26 protein-coding genes are annotated in these 22,780 nt (G+C 68.6%); 14 read left to right on the top strand and 12 right to left on the bottom strand.

Features of this window, described 5'->3' with window-relative positions:
- Positions 1-31: 31 nt before the first annotated feature.
- The gene (gene ybaK, locus ON29_RS22400) at positions 32-526 is read right to left on the bottom strand and encodes a Cys-tRNA(Pro) deacylase (RefSeq protein WP_040869188.1); all 495 of its coding nucleotides are present in this window, start codon (positions 524-526) and stop codon (positions 32-34) included.
- Between the two features lie 170 nt (positions 527-696).
- Here ybaK and ON29_RS22395 point away from each other — a divergent pair, with 170 nt between their 5' ends.
- Positions 697-1,455: a sigma-70 family RNA polymerase sigma factor gene (locus ON29_RS22395; protein ID WP_245549066.1), complete on the top strand. Its 759-nt coding sequence runs from the start codon at positions 697-699 to the stop codon at positions 1,453-1,455.
- A gap of 20 nt (positions 1,456-1,475) precedes the next feature.
- Complete coding sequence (gene rsrA / locus ON29_RS22390; protein ID WP_040869221.1) at positions 1,476-1,742, top strand: mycothiol system anti-sigma-R factor; 267 nt, start codon at positions 1,476-1,478, stop codon at positions 1,740-1,742.
- A 79-nt stretch (positions 1,743-1,821) separates the two neighbouring features.
- Here the strand turns inward: rsrA and ON29_RS37830 are convergent, their stop codons facing one another.
- Positions 1,822-1,896 (bottom strand): 50S ribosomal protein bL37, encoded by a 75-nt coding sequence (locus tag ON29_RS37830; RefSeq protein ID WP_022597109.1) that lies wholly within the window; start codon positions 1,894-1,896, stop codon positions 1,822-1,824.
- 90 nt (positions 1,897-1,986) lie between these two features.
- On the opposite strand from ON29_RS37830, the gene ON29_RS22385 reads away from it, so the two are divergent.
- Together ON29_RS22385 and ON29_RS22380 are read left to right on the top strand one after the other, a co-directional pair.
- Positions 1,987-2,202: a biotin/lipoyl-binding carrier protein gene (locus tag ON29_RS22385; protein ID WP_040869187.1), complete on the top strand. Its 216-nt coding sequence runs from the start codon at positions 1,987-1,989 to the stop codon at positions 2,200-2,202.
- Between the two features lie 22 nt (positions 2,203-2,224).
- Positions 2,225-3,739: a sensor histidine kinase gene (locus ON29_RS22380; RefSeq protein WP_040869186.1), complete on the top strand. Its 1,515-nt coding sequence runs from the start codon at positions 2,225-2,227 to the stop codon at positions 3,737-3,739.
- Positions 3,740-4,172: 433 nt separating this feature from the next.
- Here the strand turns inward: ON29_RS22380 and ON29_RS22375 are convergent, their stop codons facing one another.
- Both ON29_RS22375 and ON29_RS22370 read right to left on the bottom strand, forming a co-directional pair.
- On the bottom strand, positions 4,173-4,427 hold the full coding sequence (locus ON29_RS22375; RefSeq protein WP_011211115.1) for a WhiB family transcriptional regulator: 255 nt from the start codon (positions 4,425-4,427) through the stop codon (positions 4,173-4,175).
- Positions 4,428-4,682: 255 nt separating this feature from the next.
- A complete protein-coding gene (locus ON29_RS22370) occupies positions 4,683-5,627 on the bottom strand; it encodes a diacylglycerol/lipid kinase family protein (protein WP_040869185.1) in 945 nt (314 codons plus the stop codon).
- A gap of 199 nt (positions 5,628-5,826) precedes the next feature.
- On the opposite strand from ON29_RS22370, the gene ON29_RS22365 reads away from it, so the two are divergent.
- Entirely contained in the window at positions 5,827-6,240 is a 414-nt protein-coding gene (locus ON29_RS22365) for a hypothetical protein (protein WP_040869183.1), read from the top strand.
- On the opposite strand, the gene ON29_RS22360 is transcribed toward ON29_RS22365, so the two are convergent.
- From ON29_RS22360 to ON29_RS22335, 6 genes are all read right to left on the bottom strand, one after another.
- Positions 6,219-6,926, bottom strand: coding sequence for an endonuclease V (locus ON29_RS22360; RefSeq protein ID WP_040869181.1), 708 nt, complete (start codon positions 6,924-6,926; stop codon positions 6,219-6,221). The genes ON29_RS22365 and ON29_RS22360 overlap by 22 nt on opposite strands.
- A 3-nt stretch (positions 6,927-6,929) precedes the next feature.
- Positions 6,930-7,457 (bottom strand): GNAT family N-acetyltransferase, encoded by a 528-nt coding sequence (locus ON29_RS22355; RefSeq protein ID WP_051175471.1) that lies wholly within the window; start codon positions 7,455-7,457, stop codon positions 6,930-6,932.
- Positions 7,454-8,059 (bottom strand): acid phosphatase, encoded by a 606-nt coding sequence (locus ON29_RS22350; protein WP_040869179.1) that lies wholly within the window; start codon positions 8,057-8,059, stop codon positions 7,454-7,456. Before ON29_RS22350 ends, ON29_RS22355 begins: the two co-directional genes overlap by 4 nt.
- An 81-nt stretch (positions 8,060-8,140) precedes the next feature.
- The gene (locus ON29_RS22345; RefSeq protein ID WP_040869178.1) at positions 8,141-8,653 is read right to left on the bottom strand and encodes a nitroreductase/quinone reductase family protein; all 513 of its coding nucleotides are present in this window, start codon (positions 8,651-8,653) and stop codon (positions 8,141-8,143) included.
- Between the two features lie 41 nt (positions 8,654-8,694).
- A complete protein-coding gene (locus tag ON29_RS22340; RefSeq protein ID WP_040869177.1) occupies positions 8,695-9,924 on the bottom strand; it encodes an Rv3212 family protein in 1,230 nt (409 codons plus the stop codon).
- Positions 9,925-9,951: 27 nt separating this feature from the next.
- Entirely contained in the window at positions 9,952-11,709 is a 1,758-nt protein-coding gene (locus ON29_RS22335) for a DEAD/DEAH box helicase (RefSeq protein ID WP_051175478.1), read from the bottom strand.
- Between the two features lie 409 nt (positions 11,710-12,118).
- Here ON29_RS22335 and ON29_RS22330 point away from each other — a divergent pair, with 409 nt between their 5' ends.
- The 3 genes from ON29_RS22330 to ON29_RS22320 are packed head-to-tail and all read left to right on the top strand — an operon-like array spanning position 12,119 to position 14,817.
- Entirely contained in the window at positions 12,119-12,976 is an 858-nt protein-coding gene (locus ON29_RS22330) for an SCO6745 family protein (RefSeq protein ID WP_040869175.1), read from the top strand.
- A 56-nt stretch (positions 12,977-13,032) separates the two neighbouring features.
- Positions 13,033-14,088, top strand: coding sequence for a polyhydroxyalkanoate synthase family protein (locus ON29_RS22325; RefSeq protein WP_040869173.1), 1,056 nt, complete (start codon positions 13,033-13,035; stop codon positions 14,086-14,088).
- A 27-nt stretch (positions 14,089-14,115) separates the two neighbouring features.
- On the top strand, positions 14,116-14,817 hold the full coding sequence (locus ON29_RS22320) for a ferritin-like fold-containing protein (protein ID WP_040869171.1): 702 nt from the start codon (positions 14,116-14,118) through the stop codon (positions 14,815-14,817).
- A gap of 7 nt (positions 14,818-14,824) precedes the next feature.
- Here ON29_RS22320 and ON29_RS22315 read toward each other — a convergent pair whose 3' ends face one another.
- Positions 14,825-15,661, bottom strand: coding sequence for a helix-turn-helix transcriptional regulator (locus ON29_RS22315; RefSeq protein ID WP_040869216.1), 837 nt, complete (start codon positions 15,659-15,661; stop codon positions 14,825-14,827).
- A gap of 102 nt (positions 15,662-15,763) precedes the next feature.
- On the opposite strand from ON29_RS22315, the gene ON29_RS22310 reads away from it, so the two are divergent.
- A complete protein-coding gene (locus tag ON29_RS22310; RefSeq protein WP_040869169.1) occupies positions 15,764-16,303 on the top strand; it encodes a YceI family protein in 540 nt (179 codons plus the stop codon).
- Between the two features lie 66 nt (positions 16,304-16,369).
- A complete protein-coding gene (locus ON29_RS22305; protein WP_040869214.1) occupies positions 16,370-16,600 on the top strand; it encodes a DUF3107 domain-containing protein in 231 nt (76 codons plus the stop codon).
- A gap of 79 nt (positions 16,601-16,679) precedes the next feature.
- On the opposite strand, the gene fasR is transcribed toward ON29_RS22305, so the two are convergent.
- The gene (gene fasR, locus ON29_RS22300) at positions 16,680-17,345 is read right to left on the bottom strand and encodes an HTH-type transcriptional activator FasR (RefSeq protein ID WP_040869167.1); all 666 of its coding nucleotides are present in this window, start codon (positions 17,343-17,345) and stop codon (positions 16,680-16,682) included.
- A gap of 281 nt (positions 17,346-17,626) precedes the next feature.
- Here fasR and ON29_RS22295 point away from each other — a divergent pair, with 281 nt between their 5' ends.
- From ON29_RS22295 to ON29_RS22280, 4 genes are all read left to right on the top strand, one after another.
- Entirely contained in the window at positions 17,627-18,796 is a 1,170-nt protein-coding gene (locus ON29_RS22295; RefSeq protein ID WP_083864002.1) for a DUF3152 domain-containing protein, read from the top strand.
- Between the two features lie 129 nt (positions 18,797-18,925).
- Positions 18,926-20,110, top strand: a complete 1,185-nt coding sequence (gene moeZ, locus ON29_RS22290; protein ID WP_040869163.1) for an adenylyltransferase/sulfurtransferase MoeZ — start codon at positions 18,926-18,928, stop codon at positions 20,108-20,110.
- Positions 20,111-20,165: 55 nt separating this feature from the next.
- Positions 20,166-21,017, top strand: a complete 852-nt coding sequence (locus ON29_RS22285) for a TIGR02569 family protein (protein ID WP_040869161.1) — start codon at positions 20,166-20,168, stop codon at positions 21,015-21,017.
- 246 nt (positions 21,018-21,263) lie between these two features.
- Positions 21,264-22,436 (top strand): CHAP domain-containing protein, encoded by a 1,173-nt coding sequence (locus ON29_RS22280; RefSeq protein ID WP_157172861.1) that lies wholly within the window; start codon positions 21,264-21,266, stop codon positions 22,434-22,436.
- Positions 22,437-22,780 lie beyond the last annotated feature (344 nt).

Here is a 22,780-nt window from a genome sequence, read left to right as displayed (position 1 = left end):
TAACGCACAGATCGCGCCGATGGTGGACGAATTACGCGGATGTCACGGGCGCGGTCACCGCGGCGGTCAACCGGATCAGGTCGGCGGGCGCCAGCTCGATCTCCAGTCCGCGCCGTCCGGCGCTGCACAGCATCCGGTCCCAGCGCAGCGCCGAGTCGTCGATCACGGTGGGCAGCGGCTTGCGCTGACCGAGCGGGGAGATGCCGCCGAGCACGTACCCGGTGGTCTTCTCCGCCCGCGTCTTGTCCGCCATGCTCGCCTTCGGCGCGCCGAGCGCCGCGGCCGCGGCTTTGAGCGACAGGGTGTTCGGCACCGGAAGCACGGCCACCGCGAGTGAGCCGGTGGCGAGTTCGATGACCAAGGTCTTGAAGATCTGCTCGGCCGCGACACCGAGTTCGGCGCCGAGCGCGTCGACCGCCTCGGTGCCGTAGGAGTCGGCGCGCGGATCGTGCTTGTAGGCGTGCACCCGATGGGACACCTTCGCCTGGGTCAACGCGCGGATCGCCGGAGTCGAGCCTGCTGCCATGGCCAAACCTTAACGGCGGCCGCAGCCCGGCCTGCAACGGGATTTCCTGCGCATTCACCGCGAGCGGGAGGCACTCGGGAACACCGGACGGGTCGCGCATGTTGTAGCCGATACACCGCGCTCGGACTGATTTCCAGCGCGTGAGCAGGCCCTATGGATACGTGAAGGAGATGCCTGTGCCCGTGCTGCTCGACGACCGCCCGGTATGGACCGAGGTGTCCCCGGCGGACGGCGGATTCTCCTTCGATATGCCGATGCCGGTAGATTTGGCAGGTACGGCGATCGAAGGGACAGGTGTGACGAGCGACGATGACGTGGCGGCCGACGATGTCGGCGCCGTCGACGATGCCGAGCTGGCACAGCGGTTCGAACGGGACGCGCTCCCGTTGCTCGACCAGCTCTACGGCGCCGCACTGCGCATGACCAGGAATCCGGCGGATGCCGAGGACCTGGTCCAGGAGACCTACGTCAAGGCCTTCCAGGGCTTCAAGTCGTTCCGGGAGGGCACCAACCTGCGTGCCTGGCTGTACCGGATCCTGACCAACACCTACATCAACTCCTATCGCAAGAAGCAGCGCCAGCCAGCCCAGTATCCGACCGACGAGATCACCGACTGGCAGTTGGCCGCGACCGCCGAGCACACCTCGCAGGGTCTGCGCTCGGCCGAGGTCGAGGCGCTGGACGCGTTACCGGACGACGACATCAAGGCCGCGCTGCAGGAACTTCCGGAGGAGTTCCGCATGGCGGTGTACTACGCCGATGTCGAGGGCTTCCCGTACAAGGAGATCGCCGACATCATGGGCACGCCCATCGGTACGGTGATGTCCCGGCTGCACCGCGGCCGCAAGCAACTGAAGGGTTTGCTCGCCGATGTCGCGCGCGAGCGCGGTTTCAACCGTTCGGGGGAACGCCAGGAGGTCAAGCAGTGAGTACCGAACGGGACCCCGACATGGATCTCGACTGCACGGCGGTGCTGGCCGACGTATGGTTGATGCTGGACGGGGAGTGCGACGAGGCGACCAGGGCGCGGTTGCAGCACCACATGGAGCACTGCAGTCCGTGTATCGAGGCCTATGGCATCGAGGAGAAGGTCAAGAGCCTGCTCAGCCGCAAATGCGGCGGTGATCGCGCGCCCGAGTCCTTGCGTGAGCGCCTGACCATCGAGATCCGCCGGACGTTCGTCGTCGGGGAGAGTTCGGTCGACACCTCGGAGTAGTCGGTCGGTGAAACGTGAGCGGCACGCCTTCCCGCTGGAAGTGCGTGCCGCTTCGTGCTTTTCGAGCCGAGCGTCGCGCTCAGGCGTTGGGCCGCTTGCCGTGGTTGGCTGCGTTCCCCTTGCGGCTACGCTTCTTACGTCCGCGCTTACCCATGAGTAGTCTCCCTTCTGATTGAAGGCCATTCTTTCACGTGTGGTTGGCTGTACCGTCAGCGGATACAGGCCAACGAGTGAATGGGGTGCCATGGCTGAGGAAGTGCTCGCCGAGCTGGTGTCGGTCGTCTACCAGGTCGTCGCCAAGGAAGGCGACGAAGTCCGGGAGGGCGACACCCTGGTGATCCTCGAGTCCATGAAGATGGAGATCCCGGTGGTTGCGGAGTCCAGCGGTACGGTGACTTCGATCGGCGTCAAGGAGGGCGACGCGATCAAGGCGGGCCACCTGATCGCGGTCATCTCCTGATCGATTGCGGCGGTAGATCTGCATGGCGACACTGAGCGAGCTGCTGGCCGAGCACACCGACCTGCCCGGGGTCGCCGTGGACCATCTGCAGCGGGTGGTGGGCGATTGGCAGCTGCTGGCCGATCTGTCCTTCGCCGATCTGCTGCTGTGGGTCGGTGCGGGCCCGGTGACGGAGGGCGCGGACATCGTGTGTGTCGCGCAGTGCCGTCCCACCACCGCACACACCGTGCACCAAGAGGATCTGGTCGGCACGTCCGCTGTGCAGGCCGAACATCCGCAGGTTTTCGAGGCGCTGGCCAGCGGCGATATCGTGCGAGCCGACAGCGACGTCGAGACATCCGGCGTCTACCACCCGCGTCCGGTGCACGCCATCCGCGAGGCCATCCCCGTGCGCTGCGGTGACGATGTGATCGCCGTGCTGAGCCGGGACACCGATCTGCAACGCTCCCGGGTGCGCAGTCAGCTGGAGAGCGCGTACGTGGCGTGCGCGGACGATCTGTGCCAGATGATCGCCGACGGCACCTTCCCGACCACCGAGGATCGCGCGGCCACCCATTCCAGCCCGCGTGCCGGGGACGGCTTCATCCGGCTCGACACCGACGGCATCGTCGTCTACGCCAGTCCGAACGCGCTCTCGGCCTATCACCGGATGGGCTTGCAAGCCGACCTGGTCGGCCAGGATCTCGCCATCACCACCCGGTCCCTGATCACCGATCCCTTCGACGCCCAGGAAGTGGTCGGCGACATTCAGGCCGCGCTGGCCGGGCGGACCGGCCGCCGGATGGAGGTCGAGGCGCGCGGAGCCACCGTGCTGCTGCGCACCCTCGTGCTGCGCCCGCACGGCGAGCTGGCCGGCGCCGCCGTGCTCGTCCGCGACGTCACCGAGGTCAAGCGGCGCGATCGCGCCCTGCTGAGCAAGGACGCCACCATCCGGGAGATCCACCACCGGGTGAAGAACAATTTGCAGACCGTCGCCGCGCTGCTGCGCCTGCAGGCGCGCCGCACCGAGAACGAGGAGGCGCAGGTCGCGCTCACCGAGTCGGTGCGCCGGGTCACCTCCATCGCGTCGGTGCACGAGATGCTGTCGATGTCGGTGGACGAAGAGGTCGATCTCGACGAGGTCGTCGACCGGCTGCTGCCGATCATGGCCGACGTGGCCACGGTGCACACCACGCGCATCAAGGTGCGCCGCGCGGGATCGCTCGGTGTGTTCTCCGCCGAACGCGCCACCCCGCTGGTGATGGTGCTCACCGAACTGGTGCAGAACGCCATCGAGCACGCCTTCGATTCGGGCGAAAACGGCACGGTGACAATCCGTTCCGAGCGTTCGGCGCGCTGGCTGGACGTGATCATCAGCGACGACGGCCGCGGCCTGCCGCCAGGGTTCAGCCTGGAGTCCTCCGATCGGCTCGGCCTCCAGATCGTCCGGACCTTGGTCACCGCCGAACTCGGCGGCTCCATCGGCCTGCATCCCGGCGCCGATATCGGCACCGATGCCGTCTTGCGGGTCCCGCTGGGCCGTCGTTCGGGCCGCTGACCGATCCGCGGGACGGGATCTGCCGCTTCGCACCGGTCGCGTGCGAACTCTGGGACCTGTTGCTCAGAGGTCGCGGGTGGGCGCTACTCGGGTGCGGCGGGCGGCTCTCGGTGCAGTACCCGTCCGAATGTCCGTATCGAGCGGAATGCGAGGTGTGGGCCGGATTCGCTACTCGTCCCATGCGCTGGAGAACCGACCACTTTCGCACAGGTCTCGCGCATTCGCGAGTCGAATCGCCGTCCGGCCGCAATTGCCGCAATTGCCGTTCCACGCAACCGCATTGGTCGGTTCCCGTTTCCTCCGCGAAGCGAGACCGGGTATTTCCAGTTCGTGATCCGGCGGGCATAAACAACACAGCCCGGCACCTATGGGTGCCGGGCTGAAATGCGTTACCGGGCCGGGCTGAATGGCCCGGTAATGCTGATCGTCTGGCTCAGACGACAGTGCGGGTGCGGGTGCGCGCGTTGCGACGCTTGAGCGCCCGGCGCTCGTCTTCGCTCATACCACCCCACACGCCGGCGTCTTGTCCGGACTTCAGGGCCCAGGACAGGCAGTCGGCGGTTACGGGGCAGCGAGCGCAGACCAGCTTGGCATCGGCAATCTGCGCGAGCGCCGGACCACTGTTACCCACCGGGAAAAACAGCTCGGGGTCCTCATCGCGACAGATGGCCTTGTGGCGCCAGTCCATTCCTCTGCTCCTTTGCTGGGCGCCGCATGAGGCGCCTATGGGTTTGTGGTTCGTTCACTTGTGCGACTCGAATGTTTCCGCACGGTTGCTTGTGAATGCTTTCACGAACACCGTAGATGTCAATAGGCACGCGGTGCACCGTGGGGAAGCTCACGCTCTGAAGGCCCCCACAGGGGGAAGCCTGCCCGGTCCTTTGTACTCGCTCCACCGGGTTTTCGCAGCACTACCCGCGATGTTTTCGGGGGTGTTTCGCCCTCAGTGCGGCCGCGGAGCGACGACCGCGAGGACGTCGGGCACGGCAGTGAAATCCACCACGTTGCGCTTGCCGATGAAGTCGCCATCGATTTGCAGGCCGATGGGTTCTTTGGACTCGATTCGTACGGTGGGAACGTCGTCTTCGCGAAATAAATTGCGGGACTTGGGGTTTCCGTCGACTGCGAGGAGCTGGCGCGCGAGCAGCAGGGTGGGGACGACGGCCATGGAGCGCACCGCAAACACTCCGAGCCCCGTTTCGAACCGGGTGCCGGGGTTGGTGTGCACCGGCGTGGCGTTCAGGTAGGTCCACGGTGTGGTGTTGGTTACGAAGGCGTAGTGCACCCCGTCTACCGGATCACGGCCGGGAATTTCCACCTGAACGCCCGGTTCGTTACGCTTTGCCCGGAAGAATTGCCGAACAGTCGTTCGAACATATCGCGCGGGGGTGGCGGCGCGGCCGCGGGCGCGGCTGGCGTCGATCGCCTCGCACACGTCGGCGTCCAATCCGACGCCCGCGCTGAAGCAGAACCAGCGGTCGTCGGCCAGTCCGAGACCGATCCGGCGATCGGTTTCCACCGTGAGCAGGTCGATGAGCTGATTGGTGGCGGTCACCGGGTCGGGGGAGATGCCGAGTGCTCGGGCGAAGACGTTGGCCGAGCCGCCGGGGATCACACCGAGGCGCGGCAACCAGGCTTGACCGTCGTCGAGGACCGGCAACGGCAGGAAGCCGTTGATGGTCTCGTTGACCGTCCCATCGCCGCCGTGCACGACGACGAGGTCCATCTCGTTGGTCGCCGCCCATTGGGCCAGTTCCGCGGCGTGGCCGCGGTGCTGCGTGTGCGCAACGGTCAGCTGGGTGCGGCTCTCCAGCGCGTGCGCCAAGAGGTCCCTGGTCGCCGGCGTGGTGGAGGTGGCATTCGGGTTCACGATCAGCAGCGTCCGCACGATGGCAGCCTAGTTGCCCGCCGGCCCGCGCCGGAAAAGCGGCGAGCGGCGCCCCGTCTGCCGTCGCGCGGGCATACGCCAGGACGAGCGCGGCACCGAGCGGGTCGTAGGCTTGCCGCGTGAACGAGCGTCAGCGAGGGAAGCGAGGACACCGTGCGCCGTCGCGCACGACGGAGCCGAGTGCGGGCGAGGCGCTGGCGTGAGCGACGAAAAAGCGGGAGCGGTGCCGACGACGGTGCGGGCGGCTGGTGCCCTGGTGACGCTGGAAGGCGTGGTCGCGGTGGGCGTCGCGATCGTGCTGGTGGTGCGTGGGCTGCTCGGTCACGATCAATCCACGACCAGCGGCTACGGCACCGCGGCCTGGTTCGGCATCCTCGGCGGCGCGGTGCTGGCCGCGGGCGCGGGACTGCTGCTGGGGAAACGCTGGGGGCGCGCGATCGCGGTGATCGCGCAGTTGCTGCTGCTCCCGGTCACCTGGTCGCTGCTCACCGACTCGCATCAGCCGGTCTACGGCGCTGCGCTCGGGGTCGTCGCGGTCGCCGCGCTGGTGCTGCTGTTCGCGCCCGCGTCCACCCGCTGGATGGCCCAGGACTACGGGGTCGAGCCGGAATAGTCCCCGGCAGCCGCGCGCAGCGCCGCCCGGCAGAGCTGGTCGGCGTGGCGGGTGGTTTCCGGTAGCCGGTACTGCGGGGTCAGCGCCAGCACCTGGGCACAGGCGGTGTCGAGGTCGATGCGATGGCCCACGGAGACGAACACCGGCTTGACGCCGCTTCTGGTGCGCAACGCGCGCCCGACCACCACCGCGTCGATGGTGATGTCGGTGGCCGCGCCGCGTTCCGGACCGGGTTCGGCATACTCGCCCCACACGGTTTTCGCCACGCCGATCGTCGGGATCCCGGTGAGCAGGCCGAGGTGGCAGGCGAGGCCGAAGCGGCGCGGATGCGCGAGTCCCTGCCCGTCGCAGACCAGCAGATCAGGTGCGCTGTCCAGTTTTCCGAGCGCGGCGAGGGTCGCCGGGATCTCCCGGAAAGCGAGCAGGCCCGGCAGATACGGGAAGTCCGCGACGCCGTGCGCGACGGCGGAGGTGACCGGGTGCAGGGTGTCCGCCGCCAAGACCACGGCGGCCGCGGCCACCGCCCCGCTGTCGTCGTAGGCCGAGTCGAGTCCGGCCACCGTGCGGAATCGTGCGCCCGGCGGCGTCACCGGCGAGACCAGCGGCCGTAATTCGTCCTGCATCGCGATGGCCGATTCGGCGGTGGTGGGCCAGGCCTCGAAGTCGAGCGGCGGGAGCCAGGGCATGCGCTACCGCGCCTCGGCGGCCAGCTTGCCGAGCGCGTCACCCGCCAGCCGATAGCCCGCCCATTCGACCTGAGCCACCGCGCCGATCGACTCGTAGAAGTCGATCGATGGCTTGTTCCAGGTCAGCACCGACCAGGCCACGCGGCTGTAGCCGTGCTCGACGGCCTCCTTCGCCAGGGCCGTGAGCAGCGCCTTGCCATAGCCCCTGCCCCTGGTCTCCGGCTTGACGTAGAGGTCTTCCAGGTAGATGCCGTGCACGCCGTCCCAGGTGGAGAAGTTGAGAAACCAGATCGCGCAGCCCAGCAGGCCCGACGCGTCCGCGACCACATGCGCGAACACCTTCGGCTCCGGCCCGAACAGCGCGGCGCGCAGCTGCTCGGCGGTGACCGTGCATTCGTGCCGCGCCTTCTCGTATTCGGCCAGGTCGTAGACGAGATCGACCAGGGCGGGCACGTCGGAAGGGACCGCGCGGCGCAGGACGGCGGCGCCGAGGTCGACGGCGGTGGGGTCGGCGGGGCCGGTTCGGGTCACAGTGACGCTCCGTTGGGTACCAGGTTGTGCGCGCGGATCGCGCGCACGTCGTGTTCGTAGCCGAGCACGGTCAGCGCGCCGGTCGACATGGCGAACCGGCGGCCCTCCCGGACGTCGAATTCCGCCCAGCGGGCGATCAGTGCGCGGGAGAAGTGGCCGTGCCCCACCAGCACGATATCCCGCTCCGGCAGCACCGACGCCACCGCGGCCAGCACCCGATCGGCGCGCTCGCATACCTGCTGGGCGGTCTCGCCGTCCGGGACCGGACCGGTCCAGATGGTCCATCCGGGCACGGACTCGCGGATCTGCGGGGTGGTCAGGCCCTCGTAGGCGCCGTAGTCCCATTCGGCGAGTTCGTCGTCCACCACGGCGCCGGTGAGCCCGGCCAGCTCGGCGGTGCGTCTCGCGCGGAGCCGAGGACTGGTGCGTATCAACGGGTTTCGCAGTTGCATTGTGGCGAGCAGGCGACCCGCCGCCTTGGCCTGCTCTTCGCCGCGCTCGGTGAGCGGGAGATCGGTGCGGCCGGTGTGCCGCCGCTGTGTGGACCAGCTGGTCTCGCCGTGCCGGAGCAGCACAACGCGGGCATCGTCGAGTGCGGACATGTCTCCATGATGGTCCACCGATGATCATGGCGGTGCGCTGGATCGGACGCCCTCCGGATCCGAACCCGCGCCCACCGCCGGCTAGGACTCGATCGGGTCCCCCAGTTCGAGCACCACCAGGGGAAGCGGTCGCGAGACCTTGGCCTGGTAGTCCGCCAGCAAAGGATTGTTCGCCATCGCCCACGCCGCGAACTCGTCGTACTCGGCTCCCTCCAGCGCCCGCGCCGTGCCTCGATAGGTGGTGGGCCCCAACTCGACGGTGACGGCGGAATGGGCTTTCACGTTGTGGTACCAGGCGGGGTACCGGTCCTCGATGAACGAACTCACGTAAAGGGTTTCGCCACGGCGCAACAGGCCGAGCGGGACCATATGCGTCTTGCCGCTCTTGGCTCCGGTGGTGGTGAGCAGGATCAGTTCACCGCCTTCGTACGCGCCGCCGACCTTGCCCGAGTTGTCGCGGAACTCCTGGATGACGCCGTCGTTCCAGTGCGCGATGTCTTCGTCGGAGTACTGCTGGTTCCACGGCGCGTCCGGATCGTCGTAGGAGGTGATAGCAGCGCTGTTTTCGCTTGCGGCGGGCGGAGTTTCGCTCATGCCCCCAGTGTGCTCCACGGCACCGACAAGTTCGCCGGGCCTCACGCGAAGGCGTGCAGTTCGCCCTCGCGCAGTTCGAGTACGGTCGTCCCGATCACGGTGAGGGAGACGGGGCCGCCGCCGTAGCCGGGGCGCTCGACCGGGATGCGCCCCGCTTCGGCTCCCGTGGCCGGGTCGAGGACGGTGAGCGCGCCGGCGGTGGGCAGCAGCAGCTTTCCCGCCATCAGCGCCGGTGCGCCCAGCGCCGCGCCCGCGGTCCACAGCGGGTCGAAAGTGCTTCCGTTCAAGGCGATCACACTGTTACCGGTGAAGACCAGATAGGCCGACCCGATGCGGGTGGTCGTCGCGGTCTGGCTGAGCGGCGCCGAAAGTTGATGCACCACAATAGGATTGCCGTTCCCGTCGTAGACGGCCAGGCGCGGCGGCAGTGACTCCGCACCGGTGGCGGCGCCGGGGAAGTAGAGCACGATCCGGCTGTCGGATACCGCGATCACCCTGGCTTCCGCGGAATCCGCTCCGGGACCGGTCAACACGTGCGAGCCGTACTCCTCCGGCACCGTGTTGTCCTTGGGGGCCGGGTTCAGCACGGTGAGCCGTTCGGCCGGGTCGGCGGGGCAGCGTTCCAGCACGGCGAGCCGGGACGGACTGGAGCCGGAGGACAGCAGCGTGCAGCCCTTGCGAGGCTGGGTCTTGACGTTCACCGGCGCGTCCACGAAGCCGTACTCCACGGTGCGCACCAGGTCCGAGCGCCACATCTCCAGCCGCTGCGGACCCTGCGCGAGCAGGTAGGTGCCGTCGACCGACAGCCGCACGTCGCGATCCATGTAGCTGCTGCGCGCCGTGCGGCGGGCGCCGCTGTCGCCCGCCAGCATCGTGGCCTGGCTGCACCCGCGCTCGTCGCGGTACACCGCGATCACCATGCCGTACTGGCCCTCGAGCCCGCACAGCGGCAAGTCGCGCCGGTACTTCCACAGCTGGTCACCGGTGCGCGGATCCCGGCCGGTGACCGTATCGCCGTCGCCGGTCACCGCGACGCCGCCGGACACGAGCGCACGCGCGCTCGCGCCGTCCGGCGCGTGCCACAGTTCGCGCAGCGCGGCGGGCAGCTGATCGGCGGCCGCCGGGGTCGGCACCGTGGAGGACGCGGTCACCGACTCGGTGCCGTGCGCGTCGCCGCGCACCCACACCAAGGCCCCGGCGATCACCACGAGAACCGCGATCGCGACTGCGGAGATGATATCGGCGCGCGTCCGCCGCTCGGGTGCGAGCACGAAAGCGAGACTAGCCGATCCGAGCGGTCAGGCCGAGGCCGCTGCCGCGGGCTCCGCCGCGCTCCCGGTGTCCTCCGCCGCCGCGTCGCCCTCGCCGGCACGACGGCGCCTGCGCCGACGGCGAGCGGGCCGGTCGGCGGTGCCGGTCTCTTCCGCGTCGTTGTCGTCCGAGCTGCCGTGCTCGTCCGAGGCCTCGGTGCTCGACTCGTCGCCGGCGGTGTTGTCGGTCCCGTCGCCGCCCGGCTTGCGCCGCCTGCGCCTGCGGCGGGCGGGCTTGTCGGCGTCGGACTCGGCCTGCTCCGAAGACGTGCTCTCGGCGTCCGCGGGCGAGTCGGTCTCGTCCGTGTCGGTGACGTTCGGCGTCCCGTCGATCGGCTGCCCGGCGCGGGTGCGCCTGCGGTTGCGCTTGCGCGGGGCGCGGGCCGGGCGTTCGACCACGACCGCGTCCGCGTCGCGTTCCACTTGCGCCTTGCGCACCACGCCCGTCACGCCTTCGGGAATACCGAGATCGGAGTACAGGTGCGGCGAGCGCGAGTACGTCTCGACCGGGTCGGGGATGCCGAGGCCGAGCGCTTTGTCGATCGCCGACCAGCGGTTGAGCTCGTCCCAGTCGATCAGCGTGATCGCGACGCCGGTGCGTCCCGCCCGGCCGGTGCGCCCGATCCGGTGCACGTAGGTCTTCTCGTCTTCCGGGCACTGATAGTTGACGACGTGCGTGACGTCGTCGATATCGATGCCGCGCGCCGCGACGTCGGTGGCGACCAGCACGTCGATGGCGCCCTTGCGGAACTTGGTCAGCGCCTTCTCGCGGGCGATCTGCCCCAGGTCGCCGTGCACCGCGCCCACCGCGAACCCGCGCTCGGCGAGGTCGTCGGCCACCTTCTGCGCCGTACGCTTGGTGCGCGTGAAGATCATCGTCGCGCCGCGGCTCTCGGCCTGCAGGATGCGCGCGATCAACTCGCTCTTGTCCAAGGCGTGCGCGCGATAGACGAACTGCGCGGTGCGGTCGTGCACCGCCGAGTCGTGCGGCTCCTCGGCCCGGATGTGCGTGGGGCGGGTGAGGAAGGTGCGCGCCAGGGTGATGATCGGCCCGGGCATGGTCGCGGAGAACAGCATGGTCTGGCGCTTGTCCGGGACCATGCCGAGGATGCGCTCGATATCCGGGAGGAAGCCCAGGTCGAGCATCTCGTCGGCCTCGTCGAGCACCAGCACGCCGATCTTGCCGAGGATCAGGTGCTGCTGATCCGCCAGGTCCAGCAGCCGGCCGGGCGTGCCGACCACCACGTCGACACCCGCGCGCAGCGCCGCGATCTGCGCCTCGTAGGGGCGGCCACCGTAGATGGACGCGACGCGCAGCGGGCCCTGGTGATTGGTCAGGTACTTGCTCGCGTTCTCCAGATCCTTGGTGACCTGGATGCACAGCTCACGCGTCGGCACGATGACCAGTGCGCGCGGTGTGCCGTCCAGTGGCGTCGTGCCCGATTCGGCGGTCGCGATGCGGTGCAGCAGCGGCACGCCGAATCCGAAGGTTTTACCCATACCGGTACGGGCCTGACCGATGAGATCTTCCCCGGCGAGCGCCAGCGGGAGAGTCAGTTCTTGAATGGCGAAAGTACGTTCGATTCCGATCTCGCCGAGTGCGCGGACGATTTCCGCGCGCACGCCCAATTCGGTGAAAGTCGGGGCGGTGTGCGTTGCGTCCAACTCGGCCGTCAACAGGGTCTCCGCCAGACCTGGTTCCTGATCGACTGTGATCTTGCTCAGGGTTCGTGCCTTCCTCGTAATCACGTCCCGCGCGCACGAGGTGGGGCGGACCGGGCGGTCCGCGACGACCACGACTCCGCAGGCGATACTTCACCCGGCCACGCTCCGGATGCCGGGCGCCTGCCGGGATAAGCGGCGGCTACCTCGCAAAACATCGGCGCGGCGCACTGGTGACGCGGATTGGTGCGCGCACATTTTCCTGTCCAACGAAAACCTCGCACCCGAAACCGGTCAGCGGTCGCAGCGGCGTCTCCGCGATGTGCGTGAGCGCGACGTCCGGCAACTCTGTCGAGCGAAACTTTCCGTTGTCCGACGCGATTGTAGCGTGATATTGTGCGTCGCTCGAATTGCCACTGCGGCGCGCTCCCGGAAATCCGCCGGACCCGTCGCGTGCTTTCGCCCCATCGCGTGCCCACGTACGCTGCGCCACATGGGAATTCATCCGGCCCGGCAAATCTGGGCGACGCTCGAACCGCTACACGATGTGGTCTATTTCGGAACCGGCGTCAAGGAGGCGGGCGTCGGTATCGGCCTGCGCGGCTACTGGCAGACCTACTTCGCTTTCCGCGCCGCGCCGCTGGGCGCGGTGACACCCGCGACGGTGCAAGCGGTCTTCGCCGGATTCCACCCCGACATGGTGCGACGCGCGCTGCCGGAGGCGTGGGGGCGGGCGACGCCGCAACGCTGCCTGACCGCCCGGCTCGACCTGGCCACCGGTCTGCTGCGCGGCATCGGCGCGGGTGACGCGGTGTGCGCTCGCGCGGTGGAGTTGCTCACGCCCGCGCAGCGGGAGGCCGATCCGACCGGCCGTGCGCTGTTCGCCGCGAACGCGGACCTGCCGCTGTCGGCCGACCCGGTGGCGGCGCTGTGGCAGCTGACCACCTCGCTGCGCGAGCACCGCGGCGACGGCCATATCGCGGCCTTGGTCACCCACGGTCTCAGTGGACGTCAAGCGCTGGTCGCCCAGGTGGCCGCCGGTAAGGCGCCCGAATCGGTGATGCGCCCCGCGCGCGGGGTGTCGGAGGCGGAGTGGGCCGATGCCTTCGACGAGTTGCGCGCCCGGGGCTTGGTGGAAGGCGAACCGGTCACGCCGACCCTCACCGGCAGCGGCGCGCAGCTGCTCGCCGAAGTCGAGGCCGAGACCGACGACGCGGCGTGGACCGGCGCGCTCGCGGTGCTGTCGGCCGACGCGATCACCGAGCTCACCACGTCGCTCGAGCCGCTGGTGCGCAGCGTGCAAGAGGCCGTGGTCCCGCCGCTCAACCCGGTCGGCATGGGCCCGCGGTAGCGCGCTCCGGGGCTTGCCTGTTACCGGCGGTACCGGCATATGAGACTCTCTTCGATGTGAGCCTTGCCGACACCGTCACCCTCGCCGCACGCAACGCGTGGGCACTGACCTTCGGCTCCGGCATCGAGGCGCCGGACCCGACTCCCGCGACGATCCTGTGGGACCAGCCGCATCGGCAACTGCGGCGCTTCGAGCGAGCGGACGCGACGGCGCCGGAAGGGGATTCGGCCGTCCTGCTGGTCCCACCGCTCGCCGCGCCCGCCAGCTGTTTCGACCTGCGGCCCGACCAGAGCCTCGCGCGCTTCCTGCTGGAGATCGGCCGCAGCCCGTATGTCGTCGACTACGGTGAGATCACCTTCGCCGACCGGCGCATGGGTTTCGAGGACTGGATCGATGACATCCTCCCCGAGGCGGTGCTGCGCACCAGCGCCGATCGCGACGGACGCGCGGTCGATCTGGTGGGCTGGTCACTCGGCGGCACGCTGGCCCTGCTGACCGCCGCGGCGCACCCCGAGCTGCCCATCCGGTCCATCACGGCCGTCGGCTCACCGCTGGACTACGACCGGATGACCGGCGTGCCGCAACTGCGCGCCGCCGCGAAACTCACCGGCGGCCGGGCCACCTCCACCGTCGTCCGCGCGGCCGGTGGCGTTCCTGCGACACTGACTCGAATCGGCTACCGGGTCACCGCTTGGGATCGCGAGCTGACCCGGCCGTGGTTCGTCGCGAGCAATATCGCGCGCACCGAGGCACTGGCCAAGATGGAGACGATCGATCGGTTCATGGCCGAGATGCCCGGGTACCCCGGCCGTTTCTACGGCCAGCTGTGGGGTCGGTTCATCCTCGCCAACGACATCGGGCGGGGTGTCGTGGTGCTGGGCAGACGCCGGATAGAGCTGGCCGATGTGACCGCGCCGGTCCTGCTCGTGGGCGGGCCCTCCGACGTGATCACCCCGGCTCCCGCCGTCGAGGCGGGCGCCCGCGTACTCACCGGAGCGGCGATGGTCCGCTACGAGAGCGCCCCCGGCAGCCACTTGGGCATCCTGGCCGCACCGACCGCGCGTGACACGACATGGACTTATCTCGAGAAGTTCCTGGCCGAGACCGCCTGAATCGCCGCGAGTATTACGCTGGGGCACATGGGAGCACAGTCACCTGCCGCGTCAGGTGTTTCGTCGACCGACCCAGCAAACCTCTTCATCCCCGCGAGTCATCCCGGCGTGACCGACCTGTTCGCGGTGCTCGCCTACGGCGAGATCTCCGCGTTCTACCGGCTGGCCGAGGAGGCCAAGCTGTCGCCGACCCTGCGGGGCAAGGTGGCGGTGGCGAAGATGGCCGCGGCCGAGATGGGGCATTTCAAGACGCTGGAGTCCGCGCTGGCGGCGCGGGGCGCCGATGTCTTCGACGCCATGGCGCCGTTCGTGCGCGCGCTGGACGACTACCACGCCTCCACCGACCCATCGACGTGGCTCGAGTCGATGGTGAAGTTCTACGTCGGTGACGGCATCGCCGCGGACTTCTACACCGAGATCGCGGGCGCGCTGACCCCGGATGTCGCCGCGGTCGTCCGCGACGTGCTCGCCGAGACCCGGCACTCGGAGTTCGTGGTCGAGGAGGTGCGCCGCGCGGTCACCGAGAGCCGCTCCGAACGCGACCGGCTCACCCTCTGGGGCAGGCGGCTGCTCGGCGAGGCGATCACGCAGGCCCAATACGTCATGGCGCAGCGCGACGAACTCACCGACCTGGTGCTCACCGCCACCGGCGACCTCAACGGCATCGTGGCGCTGATCGAGCGAATGCAGGACAGTCACGCCGAGCGCATGGCGGTTCTCGGCATCTGAGCGCAGGCTACGCGTTCGCCGCGCGGCCGGGCACCAGCCGCAAGCCGGGCGCGTGCGTGCTCGCCCGGTCGGCCAGCCAGACGACGACGCTCTGGTCGCGGTCTGCTTCCAGGGTCTCGAACGGTACCTCGACCATGCCGTGCACGGGATGGTCTAGGTGCAGCATCCCGGAGCCCGCGGCGCCGACCCGATGCGGTTTCCAGCGCTGCGCGAATTCCGGGAGTTCGCGCAGCGCATCGATCGTCTCCAGCAGTGCGTCGTCGCCCGGCCAGTGCAGTTTGGCGCGGCCGAGCGCGGCGGCGAAGGCATCGGCGGCCTGCTCCCAGTTGCGCAGGACGCGCCGCGCCGCGGGATGCGCGAAGGTGTACCACGCGAGGTTGGGCCGGTCGGCTCCGTCCAGCAGCCCCAGCGGGGCGACGAAATCGGCCCACGCCTGGTTCCAGCTCAGCACGTTCAGCCTCCGGCCGACCACGAAGGCCGGCGTCGGCTGCAAGGCCCGCAGGATGGTCTCGATCGTCGGGGCCACCTCCTCTGCGGCGGATTCGTTGCCGGGGCACCGGGATTCGTTGCCCGAGGTGAGCGCGAGCATGCCGAAGTGCTGGCGTTCGCCGCCGCTCAGCAGCAGTGCGTCGGCCAAGGCGTCGATCACCGCGACCGACGGGTTGGTGTCGCGTCCCTGCTCCAGCCGGGCCAGGTAGTCGGCGCTCACCCCCGCGCGGACGGCGACCTCTTCACGACGCAGGCCAGGGGTCCGGCGGCGTCCGCCCTCGGGCATGCCGACGTCCGACGGCCGCAATTCGGCGCGACGCGCGATGAGGAATTCCGCGAATCCGTTTCGAGCCATGTATCCCATCGTGCCCGGTCCGAGGACGGTTATCCGCGCCCTGTCAGGTCCAGGATAACGGCGGTCTGGCTAGCGGACCGCGGTCCGTTCATTGTCGGAGGTATGACATCCACCTCGGAATCCACCACGTTGAAAACCGGTTCGTGGGCACTCGACACCGCGCACTCCTCGGTCGCCTTCACCATTCGTCATCTCGGCATCTCCAAGGTGCGTGGCGGATTCACCCGGTTCGAGACCGAATTCGTGGTCGACGAATCGGGCGCGGCCACCATCGGCGCGACGATCCACCTGGACTCCTTCGACACCGGCAACGCCGACCGCGACGCCCACATCCGCACCGCCGACTTCCTCGACGTCGCCAACCGCCCCACGCTGACCTTCCGCGCCACCCGGCCGGTAATCGTCGCGGAGACCTTCGAGGTCGAGGGCGAGGCCACGCTCGGCACGATCACCAAGCCGGTCACCCTGGAGGTCGAGTGGGGCGGCGTGCAGGACTTCGGCCCGACCGGCGACCGGCACGCGGGCTTCTCCGCCACCGGCGCCATCAAGCGCACCGACTTCGGCGTCGGCGGCGCCCTGCCCGGCATGCTCGGCGACACCGTCAAGATCGAATTGGAGATCCAGCTCATCGAGCCGAAGTGAATGCCGTCGGCGGCCCCCACTAGCCTGGACTCGACAGCACAGGACTCTCAGGTTCGGAGGTTGGCCGTGGAGGTCAAGATCGGTATTTCGGATAGCCCGCGCGAGCTGGTGATCAACAGCGCGCAGACCCAGGACGAGGTCGAGGCGCTGGTGTCCGGTGCGTTCGGCGGCGGCGACGGTGGCGTCTTGTCGCTCTCCGACGAGAAGGGCCGCAAGTTCCTGATCCAGGCGTCGAAGGTCGCCTACGTCGAGATCGGTTCCACCACCGGCGGCCGCGTCGGTTTCGCCGCGGTCTGATTCCCGGTCCGGCCCATACGCAATCGAGCCCCTGCCCCCGACAGCTCGGGGACAGGGGCTCGTTCGTCGTCGTGACCGCTCAGTCGATCGGGTGCAGCGGCACGTGCTTCAGGCCGCCCCACGCGAGTGAGACGGTGGTGTCGACCGCCTCCTCCTTCGGAATCGGCCGATCGGCCTCCAGCCAGTACCGCGCGGTGAACTGGCTCGCGCCGACCAAGCCGACGGCCAGGATGCGAGCACGGTAGGGGTCCAGGCCCGAGTCGTGCGCGACCAGGTCGAAGACCGCGTCCACGCAGGCCTCGGTGGCCTGCTCGACCCGGCGCTGCACCTGCGGCTCGCTGGTCAGGTCGGACTCGAAGACCAGTCGGAAGCCCTGCATCTCGTTGTCCACGAAGTCGAAGTACGCCTGCACCGCGGCACGCACACGCTGCTTGTTGCTGGTGGTGGAGCGCAGTGCTTGGCGGACGCTGGACACCAGCATGTCCACGTAGTTCTGCAGCACCGCGAGATAGAGCTCCAGCTTGCTGCTGAAGTGCTGGTACAGCACCGGTTTGCTCACTCCGGCGCACTGCGAGATCTCGTCCATGCCCGCGGCGTGGTATCCGCGCTGCACGAAGACTTCGCTTGCCGCCGCGAGTAGCTGTTGACGTCGCTCGTCGCGCGGAAGCCGGGTACCGCGTTTGGCGGGTGCCATGGCCTCGGACGACGATCTACGGGACGTCATCCGGTCCACGAGGTCAGTCATTTCGGCTCTCCCAGTCGATTCCCCGGCAAAGGGGTGTGCACCGGGTTATCTCATGAACGATACCCGGTTGTCGCCCGCCCGCGGATCGGGGCCGGACAACTGGTGCCACCCGGAAAGGATTCTCGCACCGACCGGGCCGCGAGGTGTGCCCGTGAGTGGGGATTCGCTGCTGTGAGACGCTGGTGAACGTGACCGACCGACCGGAGAGATCCCCCGCCGGATGGCACGGTGCGCGCCGCCCGGCTGGCTCCGGCGCCTCCGGTTCCGTAGGGTCGGACCACATGGCGAGAACCTGGCCAGAGGCGCGATCCGATGGTGCGGCTCGAACCGGCGCGGCCGAGCGGTCGGGGGCGGGCGGCGGGTCACCCGGTCGCGGGAAGAAAGAGCGCAAGCGCCGCAAACCACCCGAACCCGTTGTGTCACAGCCCGATCCGGAGCAGCCCGATCGAGACGCCGTCGAGGTCTACGACCCGCTGGGTCTCTACTCGCACAAGGCCGAACGATCCCATCAGCCGCTACGCGCCCGCTGGGATCCCACTTCCCCCGACGACGGCAGGGACCGCGGCCGACCCGAGCGCGACGCCAAGAAGCAGAGCGCGCTCGGCAGATTCGTCTCGACCTACGGCTGGCGGGCGTACGCGTTGCCCGTTCTGGTCGTGATCACCGTCCTGGTCGTCGTAGACGCGATCCGCGCGGTCGACCCCGACAGCATCGCGGGCTCGGATCCGGGGCTCGGGCGCCTCAGTACTGCCACCGCCACCGTGGGCATCATCGGCGCCCCGCCGGGCGACGGGCACTTCTCCACCGATCTACCCGCCGGGGCACTGCCCGAGGGCGGCGCGTTCGCCGAGACCGGCGCGGGCGACTGGCATGTGGTGCCGGGCACCACCGCCCAGGTCGGCACCGGAAGCACGACCGTCTTCCGCTACACCGTGGAGATCGAGAACGGCGTGGACACCACCGGCTTGGGCGGTGACGAGGCCGTCGCCAAGATGGTCGATTCCACCCTGGCCAATCCGAAGAGCTGGGTGCACGACCCCAAGTTCGCGTTCCGCCGGGTCGATCAGGGTGACGCCGAGTTCCGCGTCTCGCTCACCTCCCGGGGATCCAGCCGCAAGGAATGCGGTTTCGACATCCCGATCGATACCTCCTGCTACAACGCCGACGACCGCCGTGTGGTGCTCTCGGACGTCCGCTGGGTGCGCGGCGCGCTCGCCTTCGAAGGCGACATCGGGTCCTACCGGCAGTACCTGATCAACCACGAGGTCGGCCACGCCATCGGCTACCACCAGCACCAGCCGTGCGAGACCGACGGTGGGCTGGCTCCGGTGATGATGCAGCAGACCTTCGGCACCAAGAACGACGACATCGCCTCCCTCGATCCGCACGGCGTGGTCCCGATGGACGGCAAGCACTGCCGCTTCAACCCCTGGCCCTACCCTCGGGGATAGGCGGCCTCCGGGATACGGAACGATGGGCGGGAAGAACGGCCCGGTCGCCGGTGTTGCACAGTTGAGCCAGCCCGATACGGGCGTCACACCGCCGCAGCGATCGGCCAAGCGATTCGAGGAGTCCTGGACGTGTCATCACCCAAGTCCCTGCCGCCACTTGTCGAGCCGGCCGCGGAGCTGACCAGGGATGAGGTAGCCCGCTACAGCCGACACCTGATCATCCCCGATCTGGGCGTGGACGGGCAGAAACGTCTGAAGAACGCCAAGGTGCTGGTGATCGGCGCGGGCGGTCTCGGCTCGCCCGCCCTGCTGTACCTGGCCGCCGCTGGTGTCGGCACGCTCGGCATCGTCGAGTTCGACGAGGTCGACGCTTCGAACCTGCAACGTCAGATCATCCACGGCGAATCCGATATCGGCCGCCCCAAGGCCGACAGCGCGCGTGATTCGATCCTGGAGATCAATTCCGGCATCGACGTCCGGCTGCACAAGATCCGGCTGGAACCGGAGAACGCGATCGAGTTGTTCCGCGAGTACGACCTGATCGTCGACGGCACCGACAACTTCGCCACCCGCTATCTGGTGAACGATGCCGCGGTGCTGGCGGGCAAGCCGTATGTCTGGGGCTCGATCTATCGCTTCGAGGGCCAGGTCTCGGTGTTCTGGGAGGACGCGCCGGACGGGCGCGGCATCAACTACCGCGATCTGTACCCGGAGGCCCCGCCGCCCGGCATGGTTCCGTCCTGCGCCGAGGGCGGCGTGCTCGGCGTGCTGTGCGCGTCCATCGGTTCGGTGATGGTGACCGAGGCGATCAAGCTGATCACCGGTATCGGCGAGCCGCTGCTGGGGCGGCTGATGGTGTACGACGCACTGGACATGAACTACCGGACCATCAAGCTGCGCCGCGACCCGGAGCGTCAGCCGATCACCGAGCTGATCGACTACGAGGCGTTCTGTGGCGTGGTGTCCGAGGAGGGCCAGGCGGCCGCGGCCGGGTCCACCATCACCGCCCGTGAACTCGAGGAACTGCTGGCATCGGGCAAGCCGATCGAGCTGATCGACGTGCGCGAGCCGGTCGAGTGGGACATCGTGCACATCGAGGGTGCCAAGCTCATCCCGAAGGACCGCATCCTGTCCGGCGAGGCCTTGGCCGAGCTGCCGCAGAACCGTCCGATCGTGCTGCACTGCAAGACGGGCGTGCGCTCCGCCGAGGCCTTGGCCGCGCTCAAACGCGCGGGCTTCTCCGACGCCACCCACCTGCAGGGCGGCGTGATCGCCTGGGCCAACCAGGTGGACAAGTCGCTGCCGGTGTACTGAGGCGAACACGGCGCGCCGAAGGCGCGCCAAATCAGACACGACGTACCGTACGGCCGTGACTTCTGTGGAACCCCCCGAGCATGTGCGTGCCACGTTCGGTCTGCGCGAAGTGACCCCGGTTTCGATCGGCGACTGGGAAGGCGGCTGGCGCTTCGGTGACGTGGTGCTCAGTCCGGTCGCCGATCACGCGCGCGCGGCGTGGTCGGCGAAGATCCGCGAGACGCTGAAGGTGGACGGGCTGCGGCTGGCGCGTCCGGTGCGGGCGACCGACGGCCGCTACGTGGTGTCCGGGTGGCGCGCGGACACTTATCTCGAGGGCGCGCCCGAGCCGCGGCACGACGAGGTGGTCTCGGTGTCCCTGCGCCTGCACCAGGCCACGGCGCATCTGGAGCGCCCGCGCTTCCTCGCGCAGCCCCCGGTCGTGCCGTGGGTGGACGTGGACGTGTTCGTCGCGGCCGATCGCGCCGCCTGGGAGCCGGTGCCGCTGCGCAGCCTCCGCGCGGGCGGCGCTTCGCTGTCGACGTCCCCGGACGGGCGGCGCAGCATCGAACTGATCGGTCAGCTGGCCACCCTCCGCAAACCGGTGCAGACGCCGCCGCAGCTGGTGCACGGCGACCTGTTCGGCACCGTGTTGTTCGCGGGCGCGCAGGTCCCCGGCCTCAGCGACATCACGCCGTACTGGCGGCCCGCGCCCTGGGCGGCGGGCGTGATCGTGGTGGATGCACTGGCCTGGGGCGGCGCGGACGACGGGTTGCTCGAACGCTGGGCGGACCTGCCGGAGTGGCCGCAGATGTTGTTGCGCGCGGTCATGTTCCGGCTCGCGGTGCACGCGCTGCACCCGCGATCCACCCCCCAAGCGTTTCCTGGCCTGGCACGCACCGCGGACATGGTGCGCCTCACCCTCTGAGGCCGAAGCGGTCCTCGGACGAGGTGTTTCGGCACCACGGATTCGACTGGTTCGGTGGGCGACTCACCCGAATTCCGGGTCCGACTCGCCAGTAGCCGGCGCTGTCGCCAATGTCGGGAATGCCGGATACTCGCGGTAACGCATGTGCGCCGCATGCGCCAGGAGACTCTCGCCGAGAGAGGTACGGATGTTGTTCGTTGTCCCGCGGGGACCGGCCGTGGGGACCACGCCGGATGGAGGGTGTGCATGACGACCCTTGCAGACATAGATCTCGACGACCTTCCGCATCCCGCCTATGCAAGCGATGGTCTCAATGCGGTCGTCGACGCGGCCAACGTTTACATGCAGAACGCGGTCGTGCTGTTCGCGTCAGGGTGGGACGGCTGGCAGCCGGACATGATCGCTTGGCTGGCGGATAAGAAGCTGCTGAGCGCCGACGGCCGAAAGCTCACCGCGGACGGCGCTCAGACGCTCGATCCCGGGTCGTCGGTGATGGTCGACAATTACGACGGCATGCGCGGCGCGTTCCTGGACAAAACATCACAGCTGCAAGCGCAGAACGACGGCGTGAACGAAAGCGCCATCTCGAGCTTCGACACCTCGAACAAGGCGTTCCAGGATGTCAAAGGGATCGTGGCCGGGCTCAAGACCGAGTTGAGTCGCGAACCAGGGGAACACCAGCTGACCCGCCTGCCCGACGGGAACCTGCATCTGACCGCCGCCGAGGAGAACCGGTTGCTGCAACTGATCTTGGAGGGCGTGGACCGTGTGCACGACACCATCGAGGACGCGGACAATGGTGTACAGAGGGACGCGGGCAATATCTACAAGATGATGCCGGACCTCCCGCGCAACCCCTATGGCAGCGCGCCGGATGCCGGAAATCGGTCACCGTGGGCGCCGACCGCGAGCAACGCCACCTGGTCCCGAGGTACGGGGACGCGGGACGACATCATCGCAAAGGCGCGGGAGCAATTGGCGCTCGGTGTCTCCGAGAGCGGCGGCAACAACGTCCCGATGTTCCGTGGCCCGGACGGCAAGCTCTACAAGGCCCCGTACAACATCAACGACGCGTGGTGCGCGGCCTTCTCCACCTGGACGTGGGATCAGGCCGGTTACAACGTCGAGTGGACCAACAAGAACTATGTGCCATCCATCTGGAACGACGCCAAGCACATGGGTTTGGCGGCGAACATCTCGAGTGCGCAAAAGGGGGACATGATCATCTTTGACTGGGAGGGCGACGGAACCCCTGACCATGTGGGAATCGTGGAGTCCGTGGATCCCCGAACCGGCCGGATCACCACCATCGAGGGCAATTCCAGCGATCAACTGAAATCCAACAGCTATTCCATGAATGCGGGATCGCTTGTCGGCGTGGTCAAGCCGCCGTCCAACGACGCCGCGCGGGCGTCCTGACGGTTCCATTGGAGCGGTATCGACCAGTCGCCCGGCTGGCCTGTGTCGGTGACCGGAGTTCGGTGTCCGTCCGGCCGCGTGCACTCCCTTCCGACTGTGGCGTCGCACCGAACCATAGCGGCACGCCTTCCTCGAGCCTGTACCCGCGCCCCGCGCCCCGCACACCGCACACGGACTATCGCGACAGTCCGTGCGCGGTGCGCTGACATGCGCGACAGCCTGCTCAGATCGAAAGATCGTTCACCGAGGCGGCTTCGTTGCCGGACACGTTGATGCCCAAATTCGCGGCGGTGCGATCGATCTCGTCGTCGGCGTGCTGGAACTCGATGGCCGAACCTGCTGAG

Source organism: Nocardia exalbida NBRC 100660, from assembly GCF_000308575.1.
Lineage (GTDB): Bacteria > Actinomycetota > Actinomycetes > Mycobacteriales > Mycobacteriaceae > Nocardia > Nocardia exalbida.
This window is presented reverse-complemented; position numbering and strand designations above follow the sequence as displayed.